Below are 21,909 nucleotides of genomic sequence, written 5' to 3'. Positions count from 1 at the left end.
TTCCTTTCCAGCAAAGGCATGGACGGGCGTAAAGTCTTTGTCGCACCAGTCTCGGCACCGAATGTGCGGCCCTGCCCTGAAGGGCGGCCGGCGATGAAAAACACTCCCGGCAGCGGGTCTGGTAACGTGCGTCATGAAACTCTGTCCGGCGGTTTCGGACAACGGAGGTATTCCAGACCCGCAAACGAAGACCCCCGGCAGGGGCTCTGCCGGGGGTCCTGACATGGGTCCTGAATGTGCCCTGCGCGGGTCAGCGCGCCGCAAGCAGCGGCGTGATCCGGCGCACGGCGGCGCGGCGGTTGGCGCGTTCGGCCTCATCCGTGCGCACCAGCAGGTCACCTTCACCGTAGCCCTGCAGCACCAGGTTCTCCGGCGGGACGGCGAAATACTCGGTCAGGGCCAGCGCCACGGATTCCGCGCGGCGGTCCGACAGGGCGAGGTTGTAGGCAAACCGGCCCACGGCATCGGTGTGCCCCTCGATCAGGAAGACCTCGGCGGGGTTCTTCGCAATCGCCCGGCGCATCGCCTGGCCCAATGCGGCCAGCGCCTGTGCCTCTTCGGGCCGGATCGCCGCCGAGTTGGTTTCAAAGTTGATCGTATCCACGGTGATCTCGGGGACCAGGTGGCGCACGGCGTCGATGTTGCGCACCTGCGCCAGCGAGAAGGTGCGGTTCACGCCTTCGGCCCCGGTCGCCGCCAGCGCACGCGCCAGCGAATCCTCCGTGGTATCGCGATAGTCGATGCGGTTGCGTTCGGTCACGCGGGGCAGTTCGCTGACCTCCACCCGGGGGCTGGCCTGGGTGTCGTCGAACAGGACCGCCTCCGTGCCATCGGGCAGGATGCGCACCCGGCGCAGGACCCGGCCATCGGCGGCGCGGATGGTCTCGACGACAGAGCCGTCCTCATAGCTGACACGGCTGCGGGTCGAACCGTCGTCAAAGCGGCGCGTCTCGACCTCGGCGCCGGGGCGACGCAACAGAACGTCATCGTTGCGCAGCACGCGGAACTGGCCATCCTGTTCGACCACCACCCGGTCCCCAGTGTTGGACACCACGCGGTCATCCTTGTCGAGGATCTCGGACAGGGCCACGGCGCCAAGCCCCAGCAGGGCTGCCTTGGCCCAGGGCTCCAGCCCATCGTCGTCGCCACCATCCTTGCGCGCCTTGGCGTCAGGTTTCACGGTGCCATCCAGCCCGGTGCGGAAATCCTCGTCCGAGCGGCGCACGTCGCCCTCGTCCAGTTTTTCCTCGACCAGCTCGCCCCCGTCGCGCGGGTTCGCGGCGGCCGCGGCGGGCGGGCCCTCCAGCAGACGGCGCAGGGCATCGACCTGGGCCTGCGGGTCACGCCGCTCGGGGTCAGGCGCGGCCTGCGCGGCCTTGGGGGGCTTCTGTGCCTCGGGGGCCGGGTCCTTGGGCGCATCTGCTGTCGCAGGCGCCTCGGGCTCTGGTGTTTCGGCGGGTTCCGCGGCCTCGGGCGCCTTGGGGACATCGGCGGTTTCAGGCGGCGCGGACTGATCGGGTTTCAGCGCATCCGCCGGATCGGCCGCAGGATCCGCGTCCGCCTTGTCCGGCTTGTCCTTGCCGCCCCCCTTCTTTTCCAGCGCCTTTGCCACATCTTCGCAGGTCAGTCCGTCCGGCAGATTGCCGCCCACCTGGCAGATCCCGCGCAGCAGTTCCAGTTGCGCCGGGGGCAGACTTTTGGCGGCATTTGCGCCATCCTGCCCCTGCGCCATCGCGCTTCCTCCGAATATGAGCGTCAGGGCTCCGGCCAGCGCCGTGGCATTGCGAATGGGGGTCATGGCAGTCTCCTTTCCTTGGGCCCGCGTCGGGCTTGGAGAGGAAACGCGCGATGGACCGCCCCGGGTTCCCCCTGGGCCGCAAGGACCGGCGGTAACCCGCCTAGAGCAGCTTCATCAGCCGCGCCTTCTCACCCAGGTCGTCGGGGCGCGAAATCGCCTCGGCCAGGTCTTCGAGCGAGGCGATGGAATGACCGGCGCGGAAACTGTCGACATGGGGCAGCATGGCGCGGATGCCCGTCGCCTTGGGCGCGAACCCGTCCCAGCGCAAGAGCGGGTTCAGCCAGATCAACCGCCGCGCCGAGAGGTGCAACCGCTCCATCTCCTTCTCCAGCGCGCCCGCGTCGTCCCGGTCCAGCCCGTCGGTGATGACCAGCACCACCGCCCCCTGCCCCATGACGCGGCGCGACCAGTCGCGGTTGAAGTCATGCAGGCAGGCACCGATCCGCGTGCCGCCTTCCCAGTCCTGCGCCTCGGCCCCTGCCGCCTTCAGCGCCGCGTCCACATCGCGCGTAGCCAGATGCCGGGTGATGTTGGTCAGGCGGGTGCCAAAGGTGAAGGCATGGACCTTGGCCCAGCCCTGCCCCTTTTCATTGGCCACCGCGTGCAGGAAATGCAGCACCATCCGGCTGTATTGGCTCATCGAGCCGGAAATGTCGCAAAGAACCACCAGGTTGGGCCAGCGCGGCCGCCGTTTGGCCCGGGCGATGGAATGGATCTCTCCCCCCTTGCGCAGCGCGTCGCGGATCGTCTTGCGCGCGTCCATGCGGTGGCCCAGGTGCGCGCCCATCAGGCGGCGCGATGCAATCGGTTTCACGGGCAGGGTCAGCCTCGCCAGCATCCGCTTGGCCTGGGCGATCTCCTCGGTCGACATCTGTTCGAAATCGAGGCTGCGCAGCTTTTCCTCGGCGGACATGGTCATCGAGGCATCGACCTCGATCTGCGTGCCCTCCTGCTCCTCTTCCTCCTGCGGCACCTCGGGCATCTGATCGCCCAGCAGAGCCTGCGCCGCGCGTTTTTCGGCCGCCACGGCAGAGCGGTCCTCCTGCACGCCGCGGATGGCGGGCAGCATCATCGACATCATGTGTTCCAGGAACCGCGGATCGCGCCAGTAGAGGCGGAAGATCTGGGCAAAGACGACGCGATGCTCGGGCCGGTTCACGAAACAGGCATGCAGCGTCCAGTAGAAATCCATCCGCTCGGTAAAGCCCGCCGCCTCCACCGCGCGGATGGCGTCAATCACCCGCCCCGGCCCCACGGGCAGGCCCGCACGCCGCAGCGCGCGCGCGAAATGGATGATGTTCTGCGCCAGGCGCGGATTGTCGGGGATTTCAAGCGGCAGGTATTCAGGCATGGCGCGGCGCTTCCGGCTGAGGATGGAACCGGGGCTCTGCCCCGGACCCCGGAGGTATTTTCAGCCCAAAGAAGCCGACAGCGCGGCGCGCGCCCCGTGTTTCTTTGGGCCCCCAATACTCCGGGGGAGTCGCCGCAGGCGACGGGGGCAGAGCCCCCTCAGCGTCGGTGCACCCCATCACTCAGGCCGCCTCGATGGTGGCCTTGGCCTCATCCAGGATGCGCTTGGCCTCGCCGCCTTCGATTTTCGCGATGTCGTCCTGGTATTTCAGGATCGCGCCCAGCGTGTCGCTGATCACCTCGGGGCTCAGGTCCACCACGTCCAGCGCCAGCAGGCATTTCGCCCAGTCGATGGTTTCCGCCACCCCCGGTTTCTTGAAGATGTCCTCGGTCCGCAGGGATTGGACAAAGGCCACGATCTCGCGGCTCAGCGTCTCGGAGACATCCGGTTCGCGCGCGTTCAGGATTTCAACCTCGCGGTCGAAGCCCGGATAATCGACCCAGTGATAAAGGCAGCGGCGCTTGAGCGCGTCATGCACCTCGCGCGTGCGGTTCGACGTCAGGATCACGATGGGCGGTTCCGGCGCCTTGATGGTCCCGATCTCGGGGATGGTCACCTGGAAATCGCTGAGCGCCTCCAGCAGGAAGGCTTCGAAGGGTTCATCCGTCCGGTCCAGCTCGTCGATCAAGAGGATCGGCGCGCCGTTCTCGTCCGGGCGCATCGCCTGCAACAGCGGGCGTTCGATCAGGAAATCCGGGCCAAAGAGTTCGCGGTTCAGCACGTCGCGGTCGGCGCTGCCCTGCGCCTCGGCGGTGCGGATGGCGATCATCTGGGCCGGAAAGTTCCATTCGTAGACCGCGCTGGAGGCGTCCAGCCCCTCGTAGCATTGCAGCCGGATCAGGCGCCGCCCCAACGCCGCGGACAGCGCCTTGGCGATCTCGGTCTTGCCGACCCCGGCCTCGCCCTCGAGGAACAGGGGCCGGCCCAGGCGCAGCGACAGGAACACGACGGTGGCCAGCGCCCGGCCACAGACATAGCCCGTGGTGCCCAGCGTTTCCTGAACTTCGTCGATAGATGCAGGCAATGTCATGGCAGTCCTCCTGCCCCCGGTTTCCCAAGCCCCGAGGGGGCCGTCAATAGGACGGAAGTCACGCCCCGATGCCCTTGACGACGGCGTGGATTGACGGGGTGGTCACAGAATGTCATGATTCGGTGTATAAAACCCGGGACGAAACCCGGGGTTCTGGCAGACGAGCAGACATGGCTGATATAAAGGCGGGCGCCGCGCGGCGCATCACCGCTGTAACCTGCGTGAAGAACGAGGGCCCATTCCTGTTGGAATGGATCGCCTTTCATCGTCTTCTGGGTATCAGTGATTTCCTGTTCTATTCCAACGATTGCACCGATGGCACGGACGTCCTGCTGGATGCCCTGGCCACCAGCGACCGCCCGGAAACCGGCCGTGTCGTGCATCTGCCCAACCCCGCCGAGGGCCGCAACTACCAGATGGAGGCGCTGAAGGGTGCCGCGAAACACGCCATCGTGCGCGAGGCGGACTGGGTCTGGATTGCCGACGTCGACGAATTCCTGAACGTGCACGTGGGGGATCACACGATCCCCGCGCTGATTGCCGCCTGCCGCAATCCGCAGGCGATTTCCGTCAACTTCCAGTTCTTTGCCAATGATGGCGTCACCGATTTCACCGACCGACCGGTGATCGCGCAGTTCACCCGCGCGCATAATCCCGACCTCTGGTGCGCCGAAACGGCGATCGAGGTCAAAAGCCTGATCCGCCGCGATTTCCCGTTGCAGTATTTCGGCGCGCACCGGCCGTTTTTCCGCAAGTCCCTGCCAGAGGACAAGTTGCCGGCCTGGACCGATGCCTCGGGGCGCGGGGTGCCGCCCAAGTTCCTGACCGCCGCCAACCCGCGCCGCATCCGCAAGTTCCCCGCCGCCGGGGCGCGCGAATTCGCGACGCTCAATCACTATGCCCTGCGGTCGCTCGACAGCTACCTGGTCAAGAACGACCGTGGCGACGTCAACCGCGAGGGACGTGTCTTTGACGACACCTACTGGCGCGAACGCAACGATGCCGCCGTCGAGGATCGCTCGATCCTGCGCTATCTGCCCCGGCTGGAAAAGGCGCTGGCATCGTTGAAAGACGACCCCGAGATCGCGCGCCTGCACGGCGACTGCGTGCGCCTGCACCGGGAACGGCGCGACGCGCTGATGGCACAGCCCTCCTACGCGAAGATGTATGCGCACCTCGCCGCCCTCCCCGCCCTGCCGCCGGGCGAGGCGGAACTGATAGAGGCGCTGGGGCTATGAGCGACCTGAGCGTCAAGCTGGTGAACCTCGGCCTGCCCAAGACGGGCACCACGACGCTGGCCCATGCGCTGAACGAGGGCGGATGGCGGGCCGCGGATCACAAGGTACGCCGCGTGCATTGCCGCGCCCCCGGCATGGGCGGCACCTCTATCGCGCGCCAGCTGTATAACGGGTATTTCGAAACCGGCGATCCCTTTGCCCATCTCGACGGGCTTTACGATGCGCTGACAGAAGTCAGCGTACTGAACCCGACCGCCTCGCTCTGGCCGCAATGCGATTACGCGATGATCAAGGCGATGCGCCTGGCGCGCCCCGAGATGCTGTTCGTGGCCACCTGGCGCCCGGCGGCGGATATTTCGGACAGCATGCGCCGTTGGGGCAACCTCGGGCAGGATCGTCTGCCCGCCGGCGCCATCCCCGGCCTGCCGGAGGGCTACGGCGCCGATGACACCCAGCGCATCCGCTGGATCGAGGGCCATTATGCCATGCTGCGCGACCTCTTTGGCGACGATCCGCGCTATCTGGAATTGCCGGTGGGCGCCGACGACGCGCGGCGGCGGCTATCGGATCATATCAGGATCGACCTGCCCTGGTGGGGCAGGCTGAACAAGAACCCCGAAACGGGGACGGCAGGCACGGACAAAAAAGCCAAAACGGCACGAGGGGCAGCGTGATGAGGATCTATCTACATATCGGGCCGGACGGCCCGTCGAGCGACCGGATACAGCGGGTTCTCGACGCCAAGCGCGGGCGGCTCAAGGACGAGGGTATGCTTTATGCCCGCAGCCCCGGCGCCCGCAATCACACCCGCCTGTTCATGGCCATCAGCGACCCGGACCGCCCGGACGTGCTGCGTTTCAACCGCGGATTGATGCTGCCCGAAAAACAGGCGGCCCTGCGTGACGAGGTTGCCCGCCAACTGGCGCAGGAGGTCGCGCGCGAAGAGCCCCAGGCGCTGATCCTCTCGGCGCATCAGCTGGGCAACTCGCTGAGCACCCAGGCCGAGCTGGAACGCCTGCGTGACCTGCTGGCGCCGATCTCGACCGACATTCGCATTGTCGCATGGCTGGACGAACCGGCACGCGCGCTGGTCGCGCGCTACGGTGCGCAGGTGCTGGACGGGCGGGCGCGTTCGCTGGACCTGGAACTGGGCTTGCTGGAGGCGCCGGATTACTGGCAGGCCGCGTTGGACACCCGGCCCGGGACCGCGCCGCTGGCCGGGCGCTTTGCAGAGGTGCAGGGCGCCAACTTCTGGCTGGACTACACCCGCCTGCAAGAGGAATGGGAGGCGGTCTTTGGCCCCGAAACCGTGCAGTTCCGCTCGATCAACCGCGACCGGCTCTGGTCCGAGGAGGCGACAGACGAACTGCGCGCCGCCTTCGGCATCTCCGCCCAGATCGGCAAGGCCGAGGCAGAGGACCTGCCCCGCCTGCCCTCTGCCGCCTGGCTGACCCGCGCGCGGTTGTTCAACGACGCGGTGCTGCGGCTGCTGGACCGGCAGGACATCCTGCTGCCCCGCCCGCTGTGGCGCAAGCTGCTGACAGAGATCAAGGTGCCCGGCGGCGCGATCCTCGCAGGCGGGCTCTCGGCACTCTCCATGCGTTTCGAAGAGGACATCGCCGCGCTCTGTGCCGCCCATCCTGGCATGTCGCCCGAGGACATGGAGGCGGACCCGATCTGCGGCGACTGGACAGAGGCGGAGCCGACGCGCGGTTTCCGCGCGACGCAGTACCTGATGGCCTTCCGCTGGCGCATCGCCCAAGGCGACAAGGAAGAGCGCGCGGCCCGGGCCGAGGAACTGGCCCATCTGACCGGCGACACCCCGTCAGAACCGGACACGCCGCCGCTGACCGATGCCGCGGCAGAGGCCCTGCCCGCACAGGCGAAACAGAATTTCGTGCGCCTGCACGGCTCCCCTTATGCGCCGCACAACAAGCTGGGCCGCATCAACGAAGAGGACCTGGCCGCCGCCTTTACGCCCGCCCCGCGCCGCATGCTGCCCAAGGGGGCGACCGGCAATGTCATCGTCGCCTGCATGAAGAACGAGGGGCCTTACATCCTCGAATGGATCGCCTATCACCGTGCGGTCGGCTTCGACACTTTCCTGATTTACACCAACGACTGTTCCGACGGCACTGTCGACATCCTGCAACGGCTGGATGCCCTGGGCGTGGTCCATCACCGCGACAACAACGCATGGTCCGGTAAATCCCCGCAACAGCACGCGCTGGATGCCGCGCTGGAAGAAGAGGTGATCAGGCAGGCCGACTGGATCGCCCATATCGACGTGGATGAGTTCGTCAACATCCGCTGCGGCAATGGCACGCTGTCAGATGTGTTCCAGCGGGTGCCGGACGCCACCAACATCGCCATGACCTGGCGGCTCTTCGGCCACAACGGCGTGCGCCGATTCCAGGACCGTTTCGTGATCGAGCAATTCGACACCTGCGCGCCGAAATACTGCCCCAAGCCGCACACGGTCTGGGGGTTCAAGACCATGTTCCGCAACATCGGCGCCTATGAAAAGATCTCTTGCCACCGGCCTAACAAGCTGGCCGAAGGGTTCGAGGACAAGGTGAAATGGGTCAACGGCTCGGGCCGCGACATGACAGAGGCGGCGATCCGCAACGGCTGGCGCAGCTCCAAGCGTACCATCGGCTATGACCTGATCCAGCTCAACCACTACGCCCTGCGCTCTGCCGAAAGCTTTCTCATCAAGCGCCAGAGGGGCCGCGCCCTGCACGTCGATCGCAACATCGGGCTGAACTACTGGATCCGCATGGACTGGTCGGTCCACCGCGACATCACCATCAAGCGCAACATCCCCCGCGTCCGGGCCGAGTACGACCGCCTGATGCAGGACGACACCCTGCGCGCCGCGCATCACCGGGCGCTGGAATGGCACCGCGCCAAGGCCGCCGAACTGCACGGGATGCCGGAATTCGAGGAACTCTACCGGCAGGCGCTGGCCCTGGACCTGACGGAAACCGAACGCGTGGCCTATGCGCTCGCTCTGGACATGGAGACCTGAGATGGACGGCGCAGAGCCCACCCCCCGCGATCCCTTCCTGCACTCACGCGGAATGAAGATCCCCAAGCACCCGCAGATCACCAAGGGGCGCATTCGGGGCGCGCTGAAATCCGACACCTACGAACGCAAGGAATGCGACGCGGTCATGCGCGTGGTGCGCCCCGGAGACCGGGTGCTGGAACTGGGCGGCGGCATTGGCTACATGTCCACGCTTCTTTCGGTCAGGAAACAGGTCGCCCGCGTCGTCAGCTACGAAGCGAACCCTTCGCTGATCCCCTATATTCGATCTCTCCACGCGGCCAATGGCGTGGAAAATGTCGACCTGCGCAACGCGCTCTTGTCGCCTCAGGCGGGCGATGCCGTGCCCTTCTACGTCCGTAAGAATTTCCTCGCCTCTTCGATGGATCGCGAGGCGGACCCGGATAGCGTGATCGAGGAAGTCTCGATCATGCAGCACGCCATCGCCCCGGTGCTGGAGGCGGAAACCCCGGATGTCCTGGTCTGCGACATCGAGGGCGCCGAGGCAGAGCTCTTGCCCGCCGCCGACTGGTCCGGGCTGCGCGCCGCCGTGATCGAGCTGCACTCGCAATGGATCGGCCAGTCGGGCGTGCAGGCGGTCTTTGACGCCATGCATCGCGCCGGGCTGACCTATTTCCCCAAGGCCAGCGAGGCCAAGGTCGTCACCTTCCGCAAGGGGTGGTGATGGATCGTCTTGCCTGTCCCCGCCCCGGCCTCCGCGCCGCATGAAGATCACCGCCGTCCTCTGCGTCCGTAACGAAGGCGCCTTCCTGCTCGACTGGCTGGCGCATCATCTGGCCTGCGGCGTGACCCACGTCGTCGCGCTGTCGAACGATTGCCAGGACGGCACCGACGCGCTGCTCGACCGGCTGGCACAGGTGGCCCCCCTTACCCATATCCGCAACGACGGACCTTATGACGATCGCGGCATCCAGTTCACCGGCCTGAAACGCGCCGACACGGCGCAGGCCGTCCATGAGGCCGACTGGCTGCTGGCGCTGGACATCGACGAATACGTCAACGTCCACGCGGGCGACCGTACCCTGCCCGCGCTGATCGCCGCCCTGCCGGAGGCCACGGCCATCACCCTCACCTGGCGGCTCTTCGGCAATGCAGGGGTGGCGCGGTATACCGACACGCCGATCACCGAACAGTTCACCGCCGCCGCGCCCGTGGTCATGCACTGGCCCTGGCGCGCGGCCATGTTCAAGACGCTCTACCGCAACGATGGCACCTATGGCCGGCTGGGCGTCCACCGTCCCCGCGCCCCCGACAAGACGCGGCTGGACCGCGCCCGCTGGTTCGACGGAGAGGGCCGTGAACTGGACGACCAGTTCCGCACCCGCCGCATCTTTTCGCAATATGGCCGGTCGAACTATGCGCTGGCCCAGCTGAACCACTACGCGCTTGGCGCGATGGAAAGCTACCTGCTCAAGGCCGACCGGGGCCGCGCGGTCCATTCGGACCACGCGCTTGGCATGGACTACTGGGTCGAGCGCAACTGGTGCAACGAGGAAGACCGCAGCATCCTGTCCCTGCCTGGCGTGGCCGAGCGCCGCGCCGACCTGGCCGCCGACCCGGAGCTGGCCCGGCTGCACAGCGAGGCCGTCGCCTGGCGGCATCAGCGGCTGGAGGAACTGCTGGCGCAGGAACCTTACCGTGCGCTCTTTGCCCGTCTGCTGATGACGCCACCTTCGCGCCCGGTGCCGATCCAGGCGGCGCGTTTCCTGGCCCGCCATGCGACGCGGGCACGACAAGATCCCGCAGACGAAGGCTGACGGTGCCCTGCTCTCTGACGATAGCTTTGCCGCCCGGAACGCCCGGACCAAGACACGCGGCATCCACGTCGACCACGTCGGCCGCCGCATCCTTTTGCCACCCGCCGACCACAATCTTGCCGAAAATGCCGGGCATATTCCCCTCAAATCCGCGTCGATTTTTTGCGGAATACGAGGGACCGCCCGGTATGGAATCGCACCAAAGCACTTTTGCCCCCGACCTCAGCCATCTCTCGCGCAACGAGTGGCTTGGCGCGCTCAAGCGCATCGGCGAGGATCAGGGGTTTGCCGAACCGATGGGCAAGTCCCATGCCGCCATCTTCGTCGAAGACGGCGACACGCTGATCGTCAGCTTTGAAAGCATGTCGGGAATCGAGGCGCTGTCGGAAACCCGCACGCCCATCGGCTTTGACATGGTGGGCGGCGCGGGCTGGTCCTCGCTCTCTTTGCTCAGCCACGGCGACACCTGGTTCCGCGACCCACGCGTCTACGCCTTCTTCGACCAGTTGCAGGACGACGGCTTTTTCGACGAGTTCGAGACGGTCCTCTTTTTCGGTGCCGGTCCCTGCGGCTATGCCGCCGGGGCCTATTCCGTCACGGCACCGGGCGCGCGCGTCCTGATGCTGCAACCGCAGGCGACGCTGGACCCGCGCGTCGCGGAATGGGACGACCGCTTTGCCGAGGAGCGCCGCCGCGACTTCACCTCGCGCTACGGGTTTGCCCCGGAAATGATCGACGCCGCCGACAAGGCCTGGGTGATCTACGATCCGCGCGAACGGCTGGACGCGATGCATTCCGCCCTGTTCGAGAAACCCAATGTCACCCGCTACCGCGCCCCCTTCATGGGCGGCGCGCTGCAGGCCGACTTCCGCGCGCTCGACCTGCTGCCCGGCCTGTTTTCCGCCGCCGCCGAGGATCGCCTGACCCCGGGGCTCTTTTCCTCGATGTTGCGAGCCCGGCGCGACCACCCGCCCTACCTGCGCCGCCTCCTGCACCGGCTGGACGCCGATGGCCGGACGGAACTGACGCGCATCCTGTGCGAGAACGTGGTCGCACGGATGCATGCCCCCCGTTTCCGCCGCCGCCTGGCCCAGATCGAGGCCGCCGACGACGAGGCCTGAGACGCCCCACGACAGACTGGCGCGGCGCGGGTCCGCATGCTAACGGCACCGGCATGGAACAGATCACCATCCGCCGCCCCGACGACTGGCACCTGCACCTGCGCGACGGCGCCATGCTGCAGGGCATCGCCCCCGAAAGCGCCCGCGACTTCGCCCGCGCGATCATCATGCCCAATCTGGTGCCGCCGGTCGTGACCGGCGCGCAGGCCGCCGCCTACCGCGACCGCATCCTGGCCGCCCTGCCCGAGGGCGCGGATTTCAAGCCGCTGATGACGCTCTACCTGACCGAGGAAACCGATCCGCATGACGTGGTGCGTGCCCACGCGGACGGCCTCGTGACGGCGGTGAAACTCTACCCGGCAGGCGCCACCACCAACTCCGCGTCCGGCGTGCGCGACTTCGACAAGGTGCGCGGCGTGCTGGAGGCGATGGCAGAGGCCGGCATTCCCCTCTGCGTGCATGGCGAGGTGGTCGACGCGGAGGTGGACATCTTTGACCGCGAGGCCGTCTTCATCGATCGCGTGCTGGACCCGGTCCGCCGCGCCACCCCCGGCCTGCGCGTCGTGATGGAACATATCACCACCCGCCAGGGCGCCGATTACGCGCGCTCCGGCGGCGATGACCTGGGCGCCACGATCACCACGCATCACCTTGTCATCAACCGCAACGCCATCCTGGTGGGCGGGATCAAGCCGCATTACTATTGCCTGCCCGTCGCCAAGCGCGAGGAGCACAGGCTGGCCCTGCGCGCCGCGGCCACCTCGGGCGATGCCTCCTTCTTTCTCGGCACCGACAGCGCACCGCATATCGACCCGCTTAAGGAAAATGCCTGTGGCTGCGCGGGCTGTTTCACCGCCACCAACACCCTGTCTATCCTCGCCGAGGTCTTTGAACAGGAGGGCGCGCTGGACCGGCTGGAGGCTTTCACCTCTCTCAACGGCCCGGGTTTCTACCGCCTGCCCGCGAACGAGGACCGCGTGACCCTGACCAAGGGTGATCCGGTCAGCTACCCGGACAAGATCGAAACCGGCGATGGCCCGGTGACGGTCTTCAATCCGATGATGCCGCTGCACTGGCGGGTGGGCTGAGCGGCGGGCCGGTCGCCGCGTCATAGGCGACCACGCCCCGGGCGGGCGCGACCTGAAACAGACACGCACCGCCGCCCGCGGCCCAACCGGAAGAACCGGGCCAGATCCACGCGCGCTGCCAAGCGCGGCGCGCGGTTTATACAAAATGCGGAATTGGCCGTACAGAACGTACGTTTTGTACAAGAGGTGCGGGATGCGATCCCCCCTTCAAAACCGGCGCGCAACGCGCTAATCCGGCGCGACCCTGACAGCCGGAGCACGCCCCATGATCCCCTCGACCTATCCCACCGCCGAAGAAATGGCCCGCCTGACCGCGCGGATGCTCTGGGAAATCGAGGCGGTCAACTTCATGACCGACGAACCGTTCAAGCTTGCCTCCGGCCAGCTTTCCCCGGTCTATATCGACTGCCGCAAGCTGATCTCCTATCCGCGCATCCGTAGCACCCTGATGGATTTCCTGACCGTTACCGTGATGCGCAACGCAGGCTTTGAGGCCTTCGACAACATTGCCGGCGGCGAGACGGCAGGGATTCCCTTTGCCGCTCTGGTGGCCGAGCGCATGGGCCTGCCCATGACCTATGTGCGCAAGAAACCAAAGGGTTACGGGCGCAATGCCCGCATCGAGGGCGCCATGACCGAAGGCCAGCGCGTGCTGCTGGTCGAGGATCTGACCACCGATGGCGGCTCCAAGCTGTCCTTCGTCGATGCCATCCGCGAGACCGGCGCCACCTGCGGCCACACGGCGGTGATCTTCTACTACGGCATCTTCCCCGAGACGATCAAAACCCTGGGCGATCACGGCGTCGAGCTGCACCACCTCTGCACCTGGTGGGAAGTGCTGGCCGAGGCCCCCGCGAAACACGCGGGCGTGCTGGCCGAGGTCGAGTCGTTTCTCAAGGATCCGCACGCCTGGCGCGCCTCCCGCGCCGAGGATTAACCCCGCGTTAAGCTCTGAAAAGAGCACATTGCCTGTGACCCCCCCACCACAGCCCCGAGTCGCGATGTCAAGATATTGACGTAACGGCGGCCCGGCTGGCAATATGATGTGGTGGAGAGCGTCCCCGGCTTATCCCCAGAAACATACATTTTGCACCCTGGCGGCTGCGATTGCTATGCCGCCATCCCGAGCAGTGGGGGAGAAAAATGAACGAGATCGCCACAATCAATCCGACCGGACTCGAGGTTCAGTCCGCCGAGACCATGCCCCATTCGATCGAGGCCGAGCAGCAGTTGCTGGGTGCGATCCTGACCGAGAACGACATCTACGACCGCATTGCCGCGATCATCAGCGCGCAGCACTTTTACGATCCCGTGCACGCCCGCATCTTTGAAATTGCCGCCGCGCGCATCGCCAAGAACAACCTCGCCTCGCCGGTCACGCTCAAGGCCTTCATGGAGGATGACGAGGGACTCAAGGAACTGGGCGGCACCGCCTACCTCGCGCGGCTGGCGGGGTCTGCCGTTTCGACCTTCGCTGTGCGCGACTATGCGCAGATGATCTATGACCTCGCGGTACGGCGCGACCTGATCCGCCTGGGCAAGAACATCTCGGACAAGGCGGCCAAGGTCGATGTGAAATCCGAACCTCGCGAACAGATCGTCGAGGCGGAACAAGCGCTTTACAAGCTGGCTGAACAGGGCCAGACGGAAAGCGGATTTCAAAGCTTTCTCAAGGCTGTAACAGAGGCAGTTAATGTCGCCAACGCGGCCTACCAGCGCGAAGGCGGGCTTGCCGGCATCTCGACCGGGCTAATCGACATGGACAAGAAGCTGGGCGGGCTGCACCCCTCCGACCTTTTGATCCTCGCCGGGCGCCCCTCGATGGGCAAGACCTCGCTGGCCACCAACATCGCCTTCAACATCGCCAAGGCCTACAAGAAAGGCGAACGCCCCGACGGCAGCAATGGCGCCATCGACGGTGGTGTGGTCGGCTTCTTCAGCCTGGAAATGAGCGCAGAGCAGCTGGCGGGCCGGATCCTGGCCGAAGCCTCGGAAATCTCCAGCCACAAGATCCGCCAGGGCGACATGGACGAGACCGAGTTTCGCCGTTTCGTCCAGGCCGCCAAGGACCTCGAGGCCTGCCCGCTCTACATCGACGACACGCCCGCCCTGCCGATCAGCCAGGTCGCGGCGCGCTCGCGCCGTCTGAAACGGACGCACGGGCTGGACCTGATCATCGTGGACTACCTGCAGCTCTTGCGCGGCACCGCCGATAACCGGGTGCAGGAGATCGCGGAAATCTCGATGGGTCTGAAGGCCATCGCCAAGGAGTTGAACATCCCCGTCATCGCCCTGTCGCAGCTGTCGCGCCAGGTCGAAAGCCGCGACGACAAACGGCCCCAACTGTCGGACCTGCGGGAATCGGGCTCGATCGAACAGGACGCGGACGTGGTCATGTTCGTCTTCCGAGAGGAATATTACGCCGAGCGGGAAAAGCCCTCGGACGACCGGCTGGACGAGATGGCCGCCTGGCAGGAACGCATGAGCCGGTTGCACGGCAAGGCCGAGGTCATCATCGGCAAGCAGCGTCACGGCCCCATCGGCACGGTCGAACTGTCCTTCGAAAGCCAGTTCACCCGCTTCGGCAACCTCGTCAAGCCGTGGCAGCACGGCGACGCGGGCCAGGTGTAGACGGAATACCCGTCGGGCAGAGCGGCAATCCGACCCGGGTCAAGAGGCGTCAGATCCGCCGGGCCGGGTTGCCGAAGGCAAAGGGGCATACCCTCGTGCGAAACGTGAAGTTTCGCGCGCACCCCGTTGATCTGAAAATCAAATCCAGAGTGCCAGCCCGAGGTAGAAGCCAAGCTCTCCGAACTGTACGGACCCGCCCAGGCAATCGCCCGTATAGCCGCCGATCCGCGCCACGCAGAGCGCCCGGAACGCCTGTGCCAACAGGATCGACCCGATGAACCCGCAGAGCACCGCGCCGCCCCCCAACGGCACCAAAACCAACGCCAGCACCACCAGCGTGCAGGCCAGTGCGACGCGATAGCCGTCTGGCGTGACCTTGGGGACGAATTTCTGCATCCCCTCGCTGCGGGCATAAATGGTGGTCAGCGTGACATGCACCGCCGCCATGCGGCCCACCGCTTGAGCGGCGATCAGGGCCATGCAGGCCTGTCCGACCGAAAACCCCGCCAGCAGCGACAGTTTCACCCCCAGGACCAAGGCGAGCGTCAGGGCGCCATAGGTTCCCAGCCGGGTGTGATCCATGATCTTGATGACCTCGGCCCGGTCCCGGCCCACCGACAGTCCCTCGGCCGCGTCGGCCAGACCCGCCTCGTGAAATCCTGCCGTGGCCACCAGCGTGGCGGCCAGGGACAGGATCACAGCCGTGGCCCAGGGCAACACCGGCGCCGCGGCCCAAAGCACCAGCGCCCCGATCCCGCCCACCAGCGCCCCCACGACAGGATGGTATTTCACCGCCCGCACCATCAGGTCGTCCGAGACCGGCAAGCCCCGCGGCACCGGGATGCGGGTCAGATAGCGCAGCGCCAGGAGGAAAAGCTGCCCCTCAAGCCGCAATGCCGCGTACATCCCTGACCCTCCCGCACTGTCCGGAGATCCAGCATAAGCGGCAAAGGCCCGCCGTCCAGCCCGCACGCGCGGCGATTTCGCGCTTGACCCTCACCCAGAACCTGAGAAAGACAGCGGGCATGGCTCAGGCACGTCTTACCATCGATCTCGCGGCGCTGCGCGCCAACTGGCGGTCACTTGCCGAAATGGCGCAGGCCGAGGCCGGCGCCGTGGTCAAGGCGGATGCCTATGGCCTTGGCCTTTCGCAGGTCGCCCCGGCATTGGCCGACGAAGGCGCACGGCGGTTCTTTGTCGCCATCGCCGAGGAAGGCGCAGAGCTGCGCCGCATCCTTGGCCCCGGACCGGAAATCTGCGTCTTTTCCGGTCACATGGCGGGTGATGCCGCGCTGATCCGCGACGCCCGGCTGACCCCGATGATCAATTCCATCGACCAGATGCTGCGCCATGTGGAAAGCCTGCCGGGTCACGCCTTTGGCATCCAGCTGGACAGCGGCATGAACCGCCTGGGGATGGAACCCGCCGAGTGGAGCGCGCTGCGCGACATCGCCCTGTCACAGCACCCGGCCCTCATCATGAGCCACCTGGCCTGCGCCGACGAGCCCGATCATCCGATGAATGCCCGCCAGCTGCAGGCCTTCCGCCAGATGACCGACGGGATCGAGGCGCCGCGCTCGCTCTCGGCCACCGGCGGCGTCATACTGGGGCCGGAGTATCACTTCGACGTCACCCGCCCCGGGATCGGCGTCTATGGCGGGCTACCCTTTGTCGAATCGCTGCCCGTGGCCTTTGTCGACCTGCCGGTGATTCAGGTCCGCGACGTCGAACCGGGAGAGACCGTGGGCTACGGCAACACCTGGACCGCCGAGCGTCCGACCCGAGTCGCCACCGTTGCCGCCGGCTATGCCGATGGCATCCTGCGCACCATGAGCCACAAGGCCCATCTGTGGGCCGGCGAAACCCGGTGCGAGGTGCTGGGCCGCATCTCGATGGACCTGATCGGTGTCGATGTCACCGCCGTGGCCGAAACGCCAGAAAGCCTGGAACTGCTGGGCCGCCACCAGAGCGTCGACACCCTGGCCGACTGGGCTGGCAGCATCGGCTACGAGATCCTGACCTCTCTGGGTGCGCGTTACGCCCGCACCTATACCGGCGCGTGAGCCTGCTGTCCCCTTTCGGCGCGCTGGGGCGGGCAACGCTGGCGCTAATGGCCGTCGTCGGGCGTGTGGCGCTCTTTGCGCTGACCGCGCTCAGCCATGTGCTGCGCCCCCCCTTCTATGCCCGCGAACTGGGCCTGGCGCTGTTGAACATCGGCTGGTTGTCTTTGCCCGTTGTGGGCCTGACCGCGATCTTCACCGGCGCGGCGCTGGCACTGCAGATCTATTCCGGCGGGGCGCGGTTCAACGCAGAGGCGGTGGTGCCGCAGATCGTTGCCATCGGCATGGTGCGCGAACTTGGCCCGGTGCTGGTGGGCCTAATGATCGCCGCACGCGTAACGTCGAGCATCGCGGCCGAGATCGCCACCATGAAGGTGACGGAACAGATTGACGCGCTGGTCACGCTGTCCACCGATCCGATGAAATACCTCGTCGCGCCGCGCGTCCTGGCCGGGCTGATCGTGGTGCCGCTGCTGGTCGCGGTGGGCGATGTGATCGGCATCTTCGGCGGCTACGCCGTGGCGACGGGGTCTCTGGGATTCAACGCCGCGGCCTATCTCAAGAACACGATGGATTTCCTGGAACCGCTCGACGTGATTTCCTCTCTGGTCAAGGGCTGCGCCTTTGGCGGGTTGGCGGCGCTGATGGGCTGCTATTTCGGCATGGCCTCGGGGCGCGGTGCCCAGGGCGTGGGCCGCGCCACCAAGGGGTCGGTCGAGGCGGCGGCGGTGCTGATCCTGGCCGCGAACTTCCTGCTGACGGGGGCGTTCTTCACACTATGACTGTCAGCTTGCGCGACCAATTGGGCATGTGGCGAGAAAGCGTCTTCAAAGACGCTTTCCAAGCGCGTTCGAACGCGCTTGTCCCCGGCCTCAAGGACAGTGTGTCATGATCGATCTCAGCCATGTTTCCAAGGCCTTCGGCGAAAACCGGGTGTTGCGCGACGTCACCCTGACCATCGACAAGGGCACATCGATGGTCATCATCGGCGGTTCGGGCACCGGCAAGTCGGTGCTGCTGAAATGCATCCTTGGCCTCGTCACCCCGGACAGCGGCACCATCTCTCTGGATGGACAGGACGTGACCAAGGCGGACCGCGACGCCTTTCTCGCCCGGTTCGGCATGCTCTTCCAGGGCGCCGCGCTGTTCGACAGCCTGCCGGTCTGGCAAAACGTGGCCTTCCGCCTGCTGCGCGGATCGCTGCAGAAACCGCGCGACGAGGCCCGCGCCATCGCCATCGACAAGCTGCGCCGCGTGGGTCTGAAGCCCGACGTGGCGGACCGCTTTCCGGCAGAGCTGTCGGGCGGCATGCAGAAACGTGTCGGTCTGGCCCGCGCCATTGCCGCCGACCCCGAAATCATCTTTTTCGACGAGCCGACCACCGGGCTGGACCCGATCATGGCCGGCGTCATCAACGAGCTGATCCGCGAGATCGTGACCGAGATGGGCGCCACCGCCATGACCATCACCCATGACATGACCAGCGTCCGCGCCATCGCGGACCGGGTGGCCATGCTGCACGATGGCGTCATCCAGTGGACCGGACCGGTGTCGCAATTGGACAGCAGCGGCGACGCTTATGTCGACCAGTTCATCTCGGGCCGCGCCGAAGGCCCGATCGAGGCGGTGCGATGAGCGGTGTCTTCCAGCCCGACCCGGTGGTCCTTTTCTTTCTCTTCGCCAAGAAGTTCCTCTACCTGGAACTTCTTGCGGTGCTGGCGGCGATCCGCGTGATCAAGGGGCGGGGCGCGGCACGCTGGCCCGCGCTTGCGGCGCTCGCGCTGGCCCTGGCCGGTGTCGCGACGGTCTTTGCGCCCGCCGTCGGTCTGAACGACGGGATGGTCTATGCCTCCGCCGCCCGCACAATGGCACAGAGTGGCGGCATCACCGCCCTGCTGGTGCCCTCGGGCCTCTTTCTGCTCAGCAGCGTCACCCCCGGCGCCCGCTGGCGCTGGATCGACCTTGTACACCTGACGATGCTGGCCGGGCTGCTGGGTCTCTGGTGGTGGACCTCGTGACAGAGGCCCCCGGGTCTCCGGACTGGCGCCGACACCTGCGCTGGCTCAACCTGGTGCTTTTTCTGCTCTACCCTATCTCCTGGTTCGCGCCGCTGATGCGCGCCGGGTTGCTGCCGTTGTTCGGCATGAGCGAGATCAGCCTGATTTCCGGCCTGCAGTCGCTCTGGGGCACGGATGTCTTTCTGGCGTTGCTGGTGACGCTCTTTGCGCTGGTGGCGCCGCTGATCAAGACGCTGGGTCTGGCGCTTGTGCAGTTCGGCTTGCTCGACCGGCGGGCCCTGCCCGCGCTGAACGTGATCGGGCGGCTGGGCATGGCGGACGTCTTTCTGATCGCGCTCTACATCACGCTGGCGCAGGGCATGGGCGTGGGCCGGGTGGAAACCGCCTGGGGCCTGTACCTGTTCACCGGCTGCATCCTCGGCTCGGTCGTGCTGGGCCTCTTGGAAAAATCCCGAACCGCGCCCTGATCCAACCGTGGAAGGGGGCTCTGCCCCCTCTGTGCCTGCGGCCCATTCACCCCCGGAGGTATTTTCAGCCCAAAGAAACAGGGCGCGACACAAGCCCCTTCGGCCCATTGGCCCCGGCTGCGGGATGCGGCATAAGCCCCCCGTGACCAGCCAGCGGAGACCACATGGCCAAAGCTTCGACCCGTTTCGTCTGCCAATCCTGCGGCGCCACTGGCACCAAGTGGGCGGGCCGCTGCGAAACCTGCGGCGAGTGGAACACCATCGTCGAGGAAAAGCCGCTGAGCCAGGGTCCCTCGGGCAAGAGTCTGGGCAAGTCGCGTGGCCGCGCCGTGGTGCTGAGCGACCTGTCCACCAAGGAGGACCCGCCCCCGCGCACCGCCAGTGGGCTGGATGAGTTCGACCGCGTGCTGGGCGGGGGCCTCGTACCTGCAAGCGCCGTGCTGATGGCCGGCGATCCGGGGATCGGCAAGTCGACGCTGTTGTTGCAGGCGGCGGCGGCCTTTGCCAATGCCGGGTTGAAGGTCGTCTATATCTCGGGCGAGGAGGCCAGCGCCCAGGTGCGGCTGCGTGCCCGTCGCCTGGGCCTGGAACAGGCGCCGGTGAAACTGGCGACGGAAACCAACCTGCGCGACATCCTTACCACGCTGGATGAAAGCCGCCCCGACCTGGCCATCATCGATTCGATCCAGACCATGTGGGCGGACAATGTCGACAGCGTGCCGGGCTCGGTCAGCCAGGTGCGCGCCGCCGCGCATGAGCTGACCACCTTCGCCAAGCGCACCGGCAGCGCGGTCATGATGGTCGGCCATGTCACCAAGGAAGGTCAGCTGGCCGGGCCGCGCGTGGTCGAACACATGGTCGACAGCGTGATCTACTTCGAGGGCGAGCGCGGACACCAGTTCCGCATCCTGCGCAGCGTCAAGAACCGCTTTGGCCCAACGGATGAAATCGGCGTCTTCGAGATGACCGGCGGCGGCCTGTCGGAAGTGCCGAACCCCTCGGCCCTGTTCCTTGCCGAACGCGGCCAGCCCGCGCCGGGATCGGTGGTCTTTGCCGGGATCGAGGGCACGCGGCCCGTGCTGGTCGAGTTCCAGGCCCTTGTCGCCCCCAGCCCGCACAGCCAGCCCCGCCGCACGGTCGTGGGATGGGACGGCGGCCGGCTGGCGATGATCCTGGCCGTGCTCGAATCGCGCTGCGGCATCCCTTTTGCCGGTCTGGACGTCTACCTGAACGTCGCGGGCGGCATGCGCGTGGGCGAACCGGCGGCGGATCTGGCTGTGGCCGCTGCGCTACTTTCCGCCCGTGAGGACGCCCCGCTGCCCCCCGATACTGTCGTTTTCGGCGAAATCAGCCTATCAGGGAGCCTGCGTCCCGTCGGGCAGTCCGAAAACCGATTGAAAGAGGCGCGCAAACTTGGTTTCTCCAAGGCGATCCTGCCGGAAGGGGGAAAGGCCGCGGCATCCGGCGGCATGGCGCTGACCCGGATGCCCGATCTGACCGCTTTTGTCGGCGATGTCTTCGGTGCGGGATAGCGGACCGGGCGAAACCACGGTAACAGACACGACAACGGGCCGGAGGGCCTGAGCAGAAGAGGCGGACGCGGCAGATGGAAGGCTTTACAATCGTCGATGGCGTGGTGGGCGTCGTCATCCTGCTGTCGGCTCTGCTGGCCTATTCCCGTGGCCTTGTGCGTGAGATAATGGCGATCCTGGGCTGGGTCGCCGCCGCGATCGTGGCCTTTCTCTTTGCCGACCAGCTGCAACCGCTGGTCAAGGAAATCCCGGTGATCGGAGAATTCCTTGCCGACAGCTGCGAACTGGCGGTCATCGCCAGCTTTGCGGCGATCTTTACCCTGGCGCTGGTGGTCGTGTCCCTGTTCACGCCGCTGTTTTCCTCGCTCATCAAGAAATCCGCCCTTGGCGGGCTGGACCAGGCGCTTGGCTTTCTCTTTGGCGTGGCGCGTGGCATCCTGTTGGTGGCCATCGCCTTTTTTGTCTACGAGGTGGTCATCACCTCGCAGGACATTCCGATGATCAACGACTCGCGGTCGGCGGCGGTCTTTGCCCAGTTCACCGACCAGATCGAGGAACAGAACCCCGAACAGGCACTTGGCTGGATCACCGCGCAGTACGAACAGCTGGTCAGCGTCTGCGAGGCACCTGCTCAATAATCGCCGGGCAGCCCGCCGGGCTGCCTCTTGTAATCGTTTCGTGACATTCC

General features: G+C 66.3%; 20 protein-coding genes. 16 read left to right on the top strand and 4 right to left on the bottom strand.

Annotated features, from left to right (window positions below; genetic code table 11):
* Positions 1–250: 250 nt before the first annotated feature.
* The 3 genes from KZZ07_RS23410 to KZZ07_RS23400 all read right to left on the bottom strand — a co-directional run bounded on the left by KZZ07_RS23410 (position 251) and on the right by KZZ07_RS23400 (position 4,239).
* On the bottom strand, positions 251–1,798 hold the full coding sequence (locus KZZ07_RS23410) for an OmpA family protein (protein ID WP_219518129.1): 1,548 nt from the start codon (positions 1,796–1,798) through the stop codon (positions 251–253).
* Between the two features lie 100 nt (positions 1,799–1,898).
* On the bottom strand, positions 1,899–3,149 hold the full coding sequence (locus KZZ07_RS23405; RefSeq protein WP_219518126.1) for a vWA domain-containing protein: 1,251 nt from the start codon (positions 3,147–3,149) through the stop codon (positions 1,899–1,901).
* Positions 3,150–3,330: 181 nt separating this feature from the next.
* On the bottom strand, positions 3,331–4,239 hold the full coding sequence (locus tag KZZ07_RS23400) for an AAA family ATPase (RefSeq protein ID WP_219518117.1): 909 nt from the start codon (positions 4,237–4,239) through the stop codon (positions 3,331–3,333).
* A gap of 170 nt (positions 4,240–4,409) precedes the next feature.
* On the opposite strand from KZZ07_RS23400, the gene KZZ07_RS23395 reads away from it, so the two are divergent.
* The 9 genes from KZZ07_RS23395 (at position 4,410) to KZZ07_RS23355 (ending at position 15,144) form a co-directional block, all read left to right on the top strand.
* Positions 4,410–5,477, top strand: a complete 1,068-nt coding sequence (locus KZZ07_RS23395; protein ID WP_219518115.1) for a glycosyltransferase family 2 protein — start codon at positions 4,410–4,412, stop codon at positions 5,475–5,477.
* A complete protein-coding gene (locus KZZ07_RS23390) occupies positions 5,474–6,151 on the top strand; it encodes a sulfotransferase family protein (RefSeq protein WP_255564547.1) in 678 nt (225 codons plus the stop codon). The genes KZZ07_RS23395 and KZZ07_RS23390 overlap by 4 nt, the downstream gene beginning before the upstream one ends.
* Positions 6,151–8,508, top strand: coding sequence for a glycosyltransferase family 2 protein (locus tag KZZ07_RS23385; protein WP_219518113.1), 2,358 nt, complete (start codon positions 6,151–6,153; stop codon positions 8,506–8,508). The genes KZZ07_RS23390 and KZZ07_RS23385 overlap by 1 nt, the downstream gene beginning before the upstream one ends.
* 1 nt (position 8,509) lies before the next feature.
* On the top strand, positions 8,510–9,211 hold the full coding sequence (locus tag KZZ07_RS23380) for an FkbM family methyltransferase (protein ID WP_219518112.1): 702 nt from the start codon (positions 8,510–8,512) through the stop codon (positions 9,209–9,211).
* A gap of 40 nt (positions 9,212–9,251) precedes the next feature.
* Positions 9,252–10,304: a glycosyltransferase family 2 protein gene (locus tag KZZ07_RS23375; protein ID WP_219518109.1), complete on the top strand. Its 1,053-nt coding sequence runs from the start codon at positions 9,252–9,254 to the stop codon at positions 10,302–10,304.
* Between the two features lie 188 nt (positions 10,305–10,492).
* A complete protein-coding gene (locus tag KZZ07_RS23370) occupies positions 10,493–11,425 on the top strand; it encodes a phosphoadenosine phosphosulfate reductase (protein WP_219518107.1) in 933 nt (310 codons plus the stop codon).
* Between the two features lie 53 nt (positions 11,426–11,478).
* Positions 11,479–12,513 (top strand): dihydroorotase, encoded by a 1,035-nt coding sequence (pyrC, locus tag KZZ07_RS23365; RefSeq protein ID WP_219518106.1) that lies wholly within the window; start codon positions 11,479–11,481, stop codon positions 12,511–12,513.
* A gap of 265 nt (positions 12,514–12,778) precedes the next feature.
* Complete coding sequence (locus KZZ07_RS23360) at positions 12,779–13,450, top strand: orotate phosphoribosyltransferase (RefSeq protein WP_219518103.1); 672 nt, start codon at positions 12,779–12,781, stop codon at positions 13,448–13,450.
* A gap of 206 nt (positions 13,451–13,656) precedes the next feature.
* Positions 13,657–15,144, top strand: a complete 1,488-nt coding sequence (locus KZZ07_RS23355) for a replicative DNA helicase (protein ID WP_219518101.1) — start codon at positions 13,657–13,659, stop codon at positions 15,142–15,144.
* A 138-nt stretch (positions 15,145–15,282) separates the two neighbouring features.
* Here the strand turns inward: KZZ07_RS23355 and KZZ07_RS23350 are convergent, their stop codons facing one another.
* Positions 15,283–16,050 carry an adenosylcobinamide-GDP ribazoletransferase gene (locus KZZ07_RS23350; RefSeq protein ID WP_219518092.1) on the bottom strand — a complete coding sequence of 256 codons (768 nt, stop codon included), beginning with the start codon at positions 16,048–16,050 and terminating at the stop codon, positions 15,283–15,285.
* A 119-nt stretch (positions 16,051–16,169) separates the two neighbouring features.
* Here KZZ07_RS23350 and alr point away from each other — a divergent pair, with 119 nt between their 5' ends.
* The 7 genes from alr (at position 16,170) to KZZ07_RS23320 (ending at position 21,859) form a co-directional block, all read left to right on the top strand.
* On the top strand, positions 16,170–17,207 hold the full coding sequence (gene alr / locus KZZ07_RS23345; protein ID WP_219518090.1) for an alanine racemase: 1,038 nt from the start codon (positions 16,170–16,172) through the stop codon (positions 17,205–17,207).
* 47 nt (positions 17,208–17,254) lie between these two features.
* Positions 17,255–17,986, top strand: coding sequence for an MlaE family ABC transporter permease (locus KZZ07_RS23340; RefSeq protein ID WP_219518145.1), 732 nt, complete (start codon positions 17,255–17,257; stop codon positions 17,984–17,986).
* Between the two features lie 106 nt (positions 17,987–18,092).
* Positions 18,093–18,839 carry an ABC transporter ATP-binding protein gene (locus tag KZZ07_RS23335; protein ID WP_219518088.1) on the top strand — a complete coding sequence of 249 codons (747 nt, stop codon included), beginning with the start codon at positions 18,093–18,095 and terminating at the stop codon, positions 18,837–18,839.
* Positions 18,836–19,222: a hypothetical protein gene (locus KZZ07_RS27850; protein WP_255564545.1), complete on the top strand. Its 387-nt coding sequence runs from the start codon at positions 18,836–18,838 to the stop codon at positions 19,220–19,222. Before KZZ07_RS23335 ends, KZZ07_RS27850 begins: the two co-directional genes overlap by 4 nt.
* A complete protein-coding gene (locus KZZ07_RS27845; RefSeq protein ID WP_370631241.1) occupies positions 19,219–19,689 on the top strand; it encodes a paraquat-inducible protein A in 471 nt (156 codons plus the stop codon). Before KZZ07_RS27850 ends, KZZ07_RS27845 begins: the two co-directional genes overlap by 4 nt.
* A 164-nt stretch (positions 19,690–19,853) precedes the next feature.
* Entirely contained in the window at positions 19,854–21,221 is a 1,368-nt protein-coding gene (radA, locus tag KZZ07_RS23325; RefSeq protein ID WP_219518084.1) for a DNA repair protein RadA, read from the top strand.
* A gap of 74 nt (positions 21,222–21,295) precedes the next feature.
* Positions 21,296–21,859, top strand: coding sequence for a CvpA family protein (locus KZZ07_RS23320; RefSeq protein WP_219518082.1), 564 nt, complete (start codon positions 21,296–21,298; stop codon positions 21,857–21,859).
* Positions 21,860–21,909: the final 50 nt, after the last annotated feature.

The organism is Mameliella sp. CS4 (genome assembly GCF_019392335.1).
Classification (GTDB): Bacteria; Pseudomonadota; Alphaproteobacteria; order Rhodobacterales; family Rhodobacteraceae; genus Antarctobacter.
This window is presented reverse-complemented; position numbering and strand designations above follow the sequence as displayed.

What these genes read in the sequence shown, in the direction of transcription:
- KZZ07_RS23340 (WP_219518145.1), top strand. Translation starts at nt 17,255, where the DNA reads ATGGCCGTCGTCGGGCGTGTGGCGCTCTTTGCGCTGACCGCGCTCAGC.
- KZZ07_RS27850 (WP_255564545.1), top strand. Translation starts at nt 18,836, where the DNA reads ATGAGCGGTGTCTTCCAGCCCGACCCGGTGGTCCTTTTCTTTCTCTTC.
- radA (WP_219518084.1), top strand. Translation starts at nt 19,854, where the DNA reads ATGGCCAAAGCTTCGACCCGTTTCGTCTGCCAATCCTGCGGCGCCACT.
- KZZ07_RS23360 (WP_219518103.1), top strand. Translation starts at nt 12,779, where the DNA reads ATGATCCCCTCGACCTATCCCACCGCCGAAGAAATGGCCCGCCTGACC.
- KZZ07_RS23355 (WP_219518101.1), top strand. Translation starts at nt 13,657, where the DNA reads ATGAACGAGATCGCCACAATCAATCCGACCGGACTCGAGGTTCAGTCC.
- KZZ07_RS23410 (WP_219518129.1), bottom strand. Translation starts at nt 1,798, where the DNA reads ATGACCCCCATTCGCAATGCCACGGCGCTGGCCGGAGCCCTGACGCTC.
- KZZ07_RS23405 (WP_219518126.1), bottom strand. Translation starts at nt 3,149, where the DNA reads ATGCCTGAATACCTGCCGCTTGAAATCCCCGACAATCCGCGCCTGGCG.
- KZZ07_RS23400 (WP_219518117.1), bottom strand. Translation starts at nt 4,239, where the DNA reads ATGACATTGCCTGCATCTATCGACGAAGTTCAGGAAACGCTGGGCACC.
- KZZ07_RS23335 (WP_219518088.1), top strand. Translation starts at nt 18,093, where the DNA reads ATGATCGATCTCAGCCATGTTTCCAAGGCCTTCGGCGAAAACCGGGTG.
- alr (WP_219518090.1), top strand. Translation starts at nt 16,170, where the DNA reads ATGGCTCAGGCACGTCTTACCATCGATCTCGCGGCGCTGCGCGCCAAC.
- pyrC (WP_219518106.1), top strand. Translation starts at nt 11,479, where the DNA reads ATGGAACAGATCACCATCCGCCGCCCCGACGACTGGCACCTGCACCTG.
- KZZ07_RS23380 (WP_219518112.1), top strand. Translation starts at nt 8,510, where the DNA reads ATGGACGGCGCAGAGCCCACCCCCCGCGATCCCTTCCTGCACTCACGC.
- KZZ07_RS23370 (WP_219518107.1), top strand. Translation starts at nt 10,493, where the DNA reads ATGGAATCGCACCAAAGCACTTTTGCCCCCGACCTCAGCCATCTCTCG.
- KZZ07_RS23395 (WP_219518115.1), top strand. Translation starts at nt 4,410, where the DNA reads ATGGCTGATATAAAGGCGGGCGCCGCGCGGCGCATCACCGCTGTAACC.
- KZZ07_RS23390 (WP_255564547.1), top strand. Translation starts at nt 5,474, where the DNA reads ATGAGCGACCTGAGCGTCAAGCTGGTGAACCTCGGCCTGCCCAAGACG.
- KZZ07_RS23320 (WP_219518082.1), top strand. Translation starts at nt 21,296, where the DNA reads ATGGAAGGCTTTACAATCGTCGATGGCGTGGTGGGCGTCGTCATCCTG.
- KZZ07_RS23385 (WP_219518113.1), top strand. Translation starts at nt 6,151, where the DNA reads ATGAGGATCTATCTACATATCGGGCCGGACGGCCCGTCGAGCGACCGG.
- KZZ07_RS23375 (WP_219518109.1), top strand. Translation starts at nt 9,252, where the DNA reads ATGAAGATCACCGCCGTCCTCTGCGTCCGTAACGAAGGCGCCTTCCTG.
- KZZ07_RS23350 (WP_219518092.1), bottom strand. Translation starts at nt 16,050, where the DNA reads ATGTACGCGGCATTGCGGCTTGAGGGGCAGCTTTTCCTCCTGGCGCTG.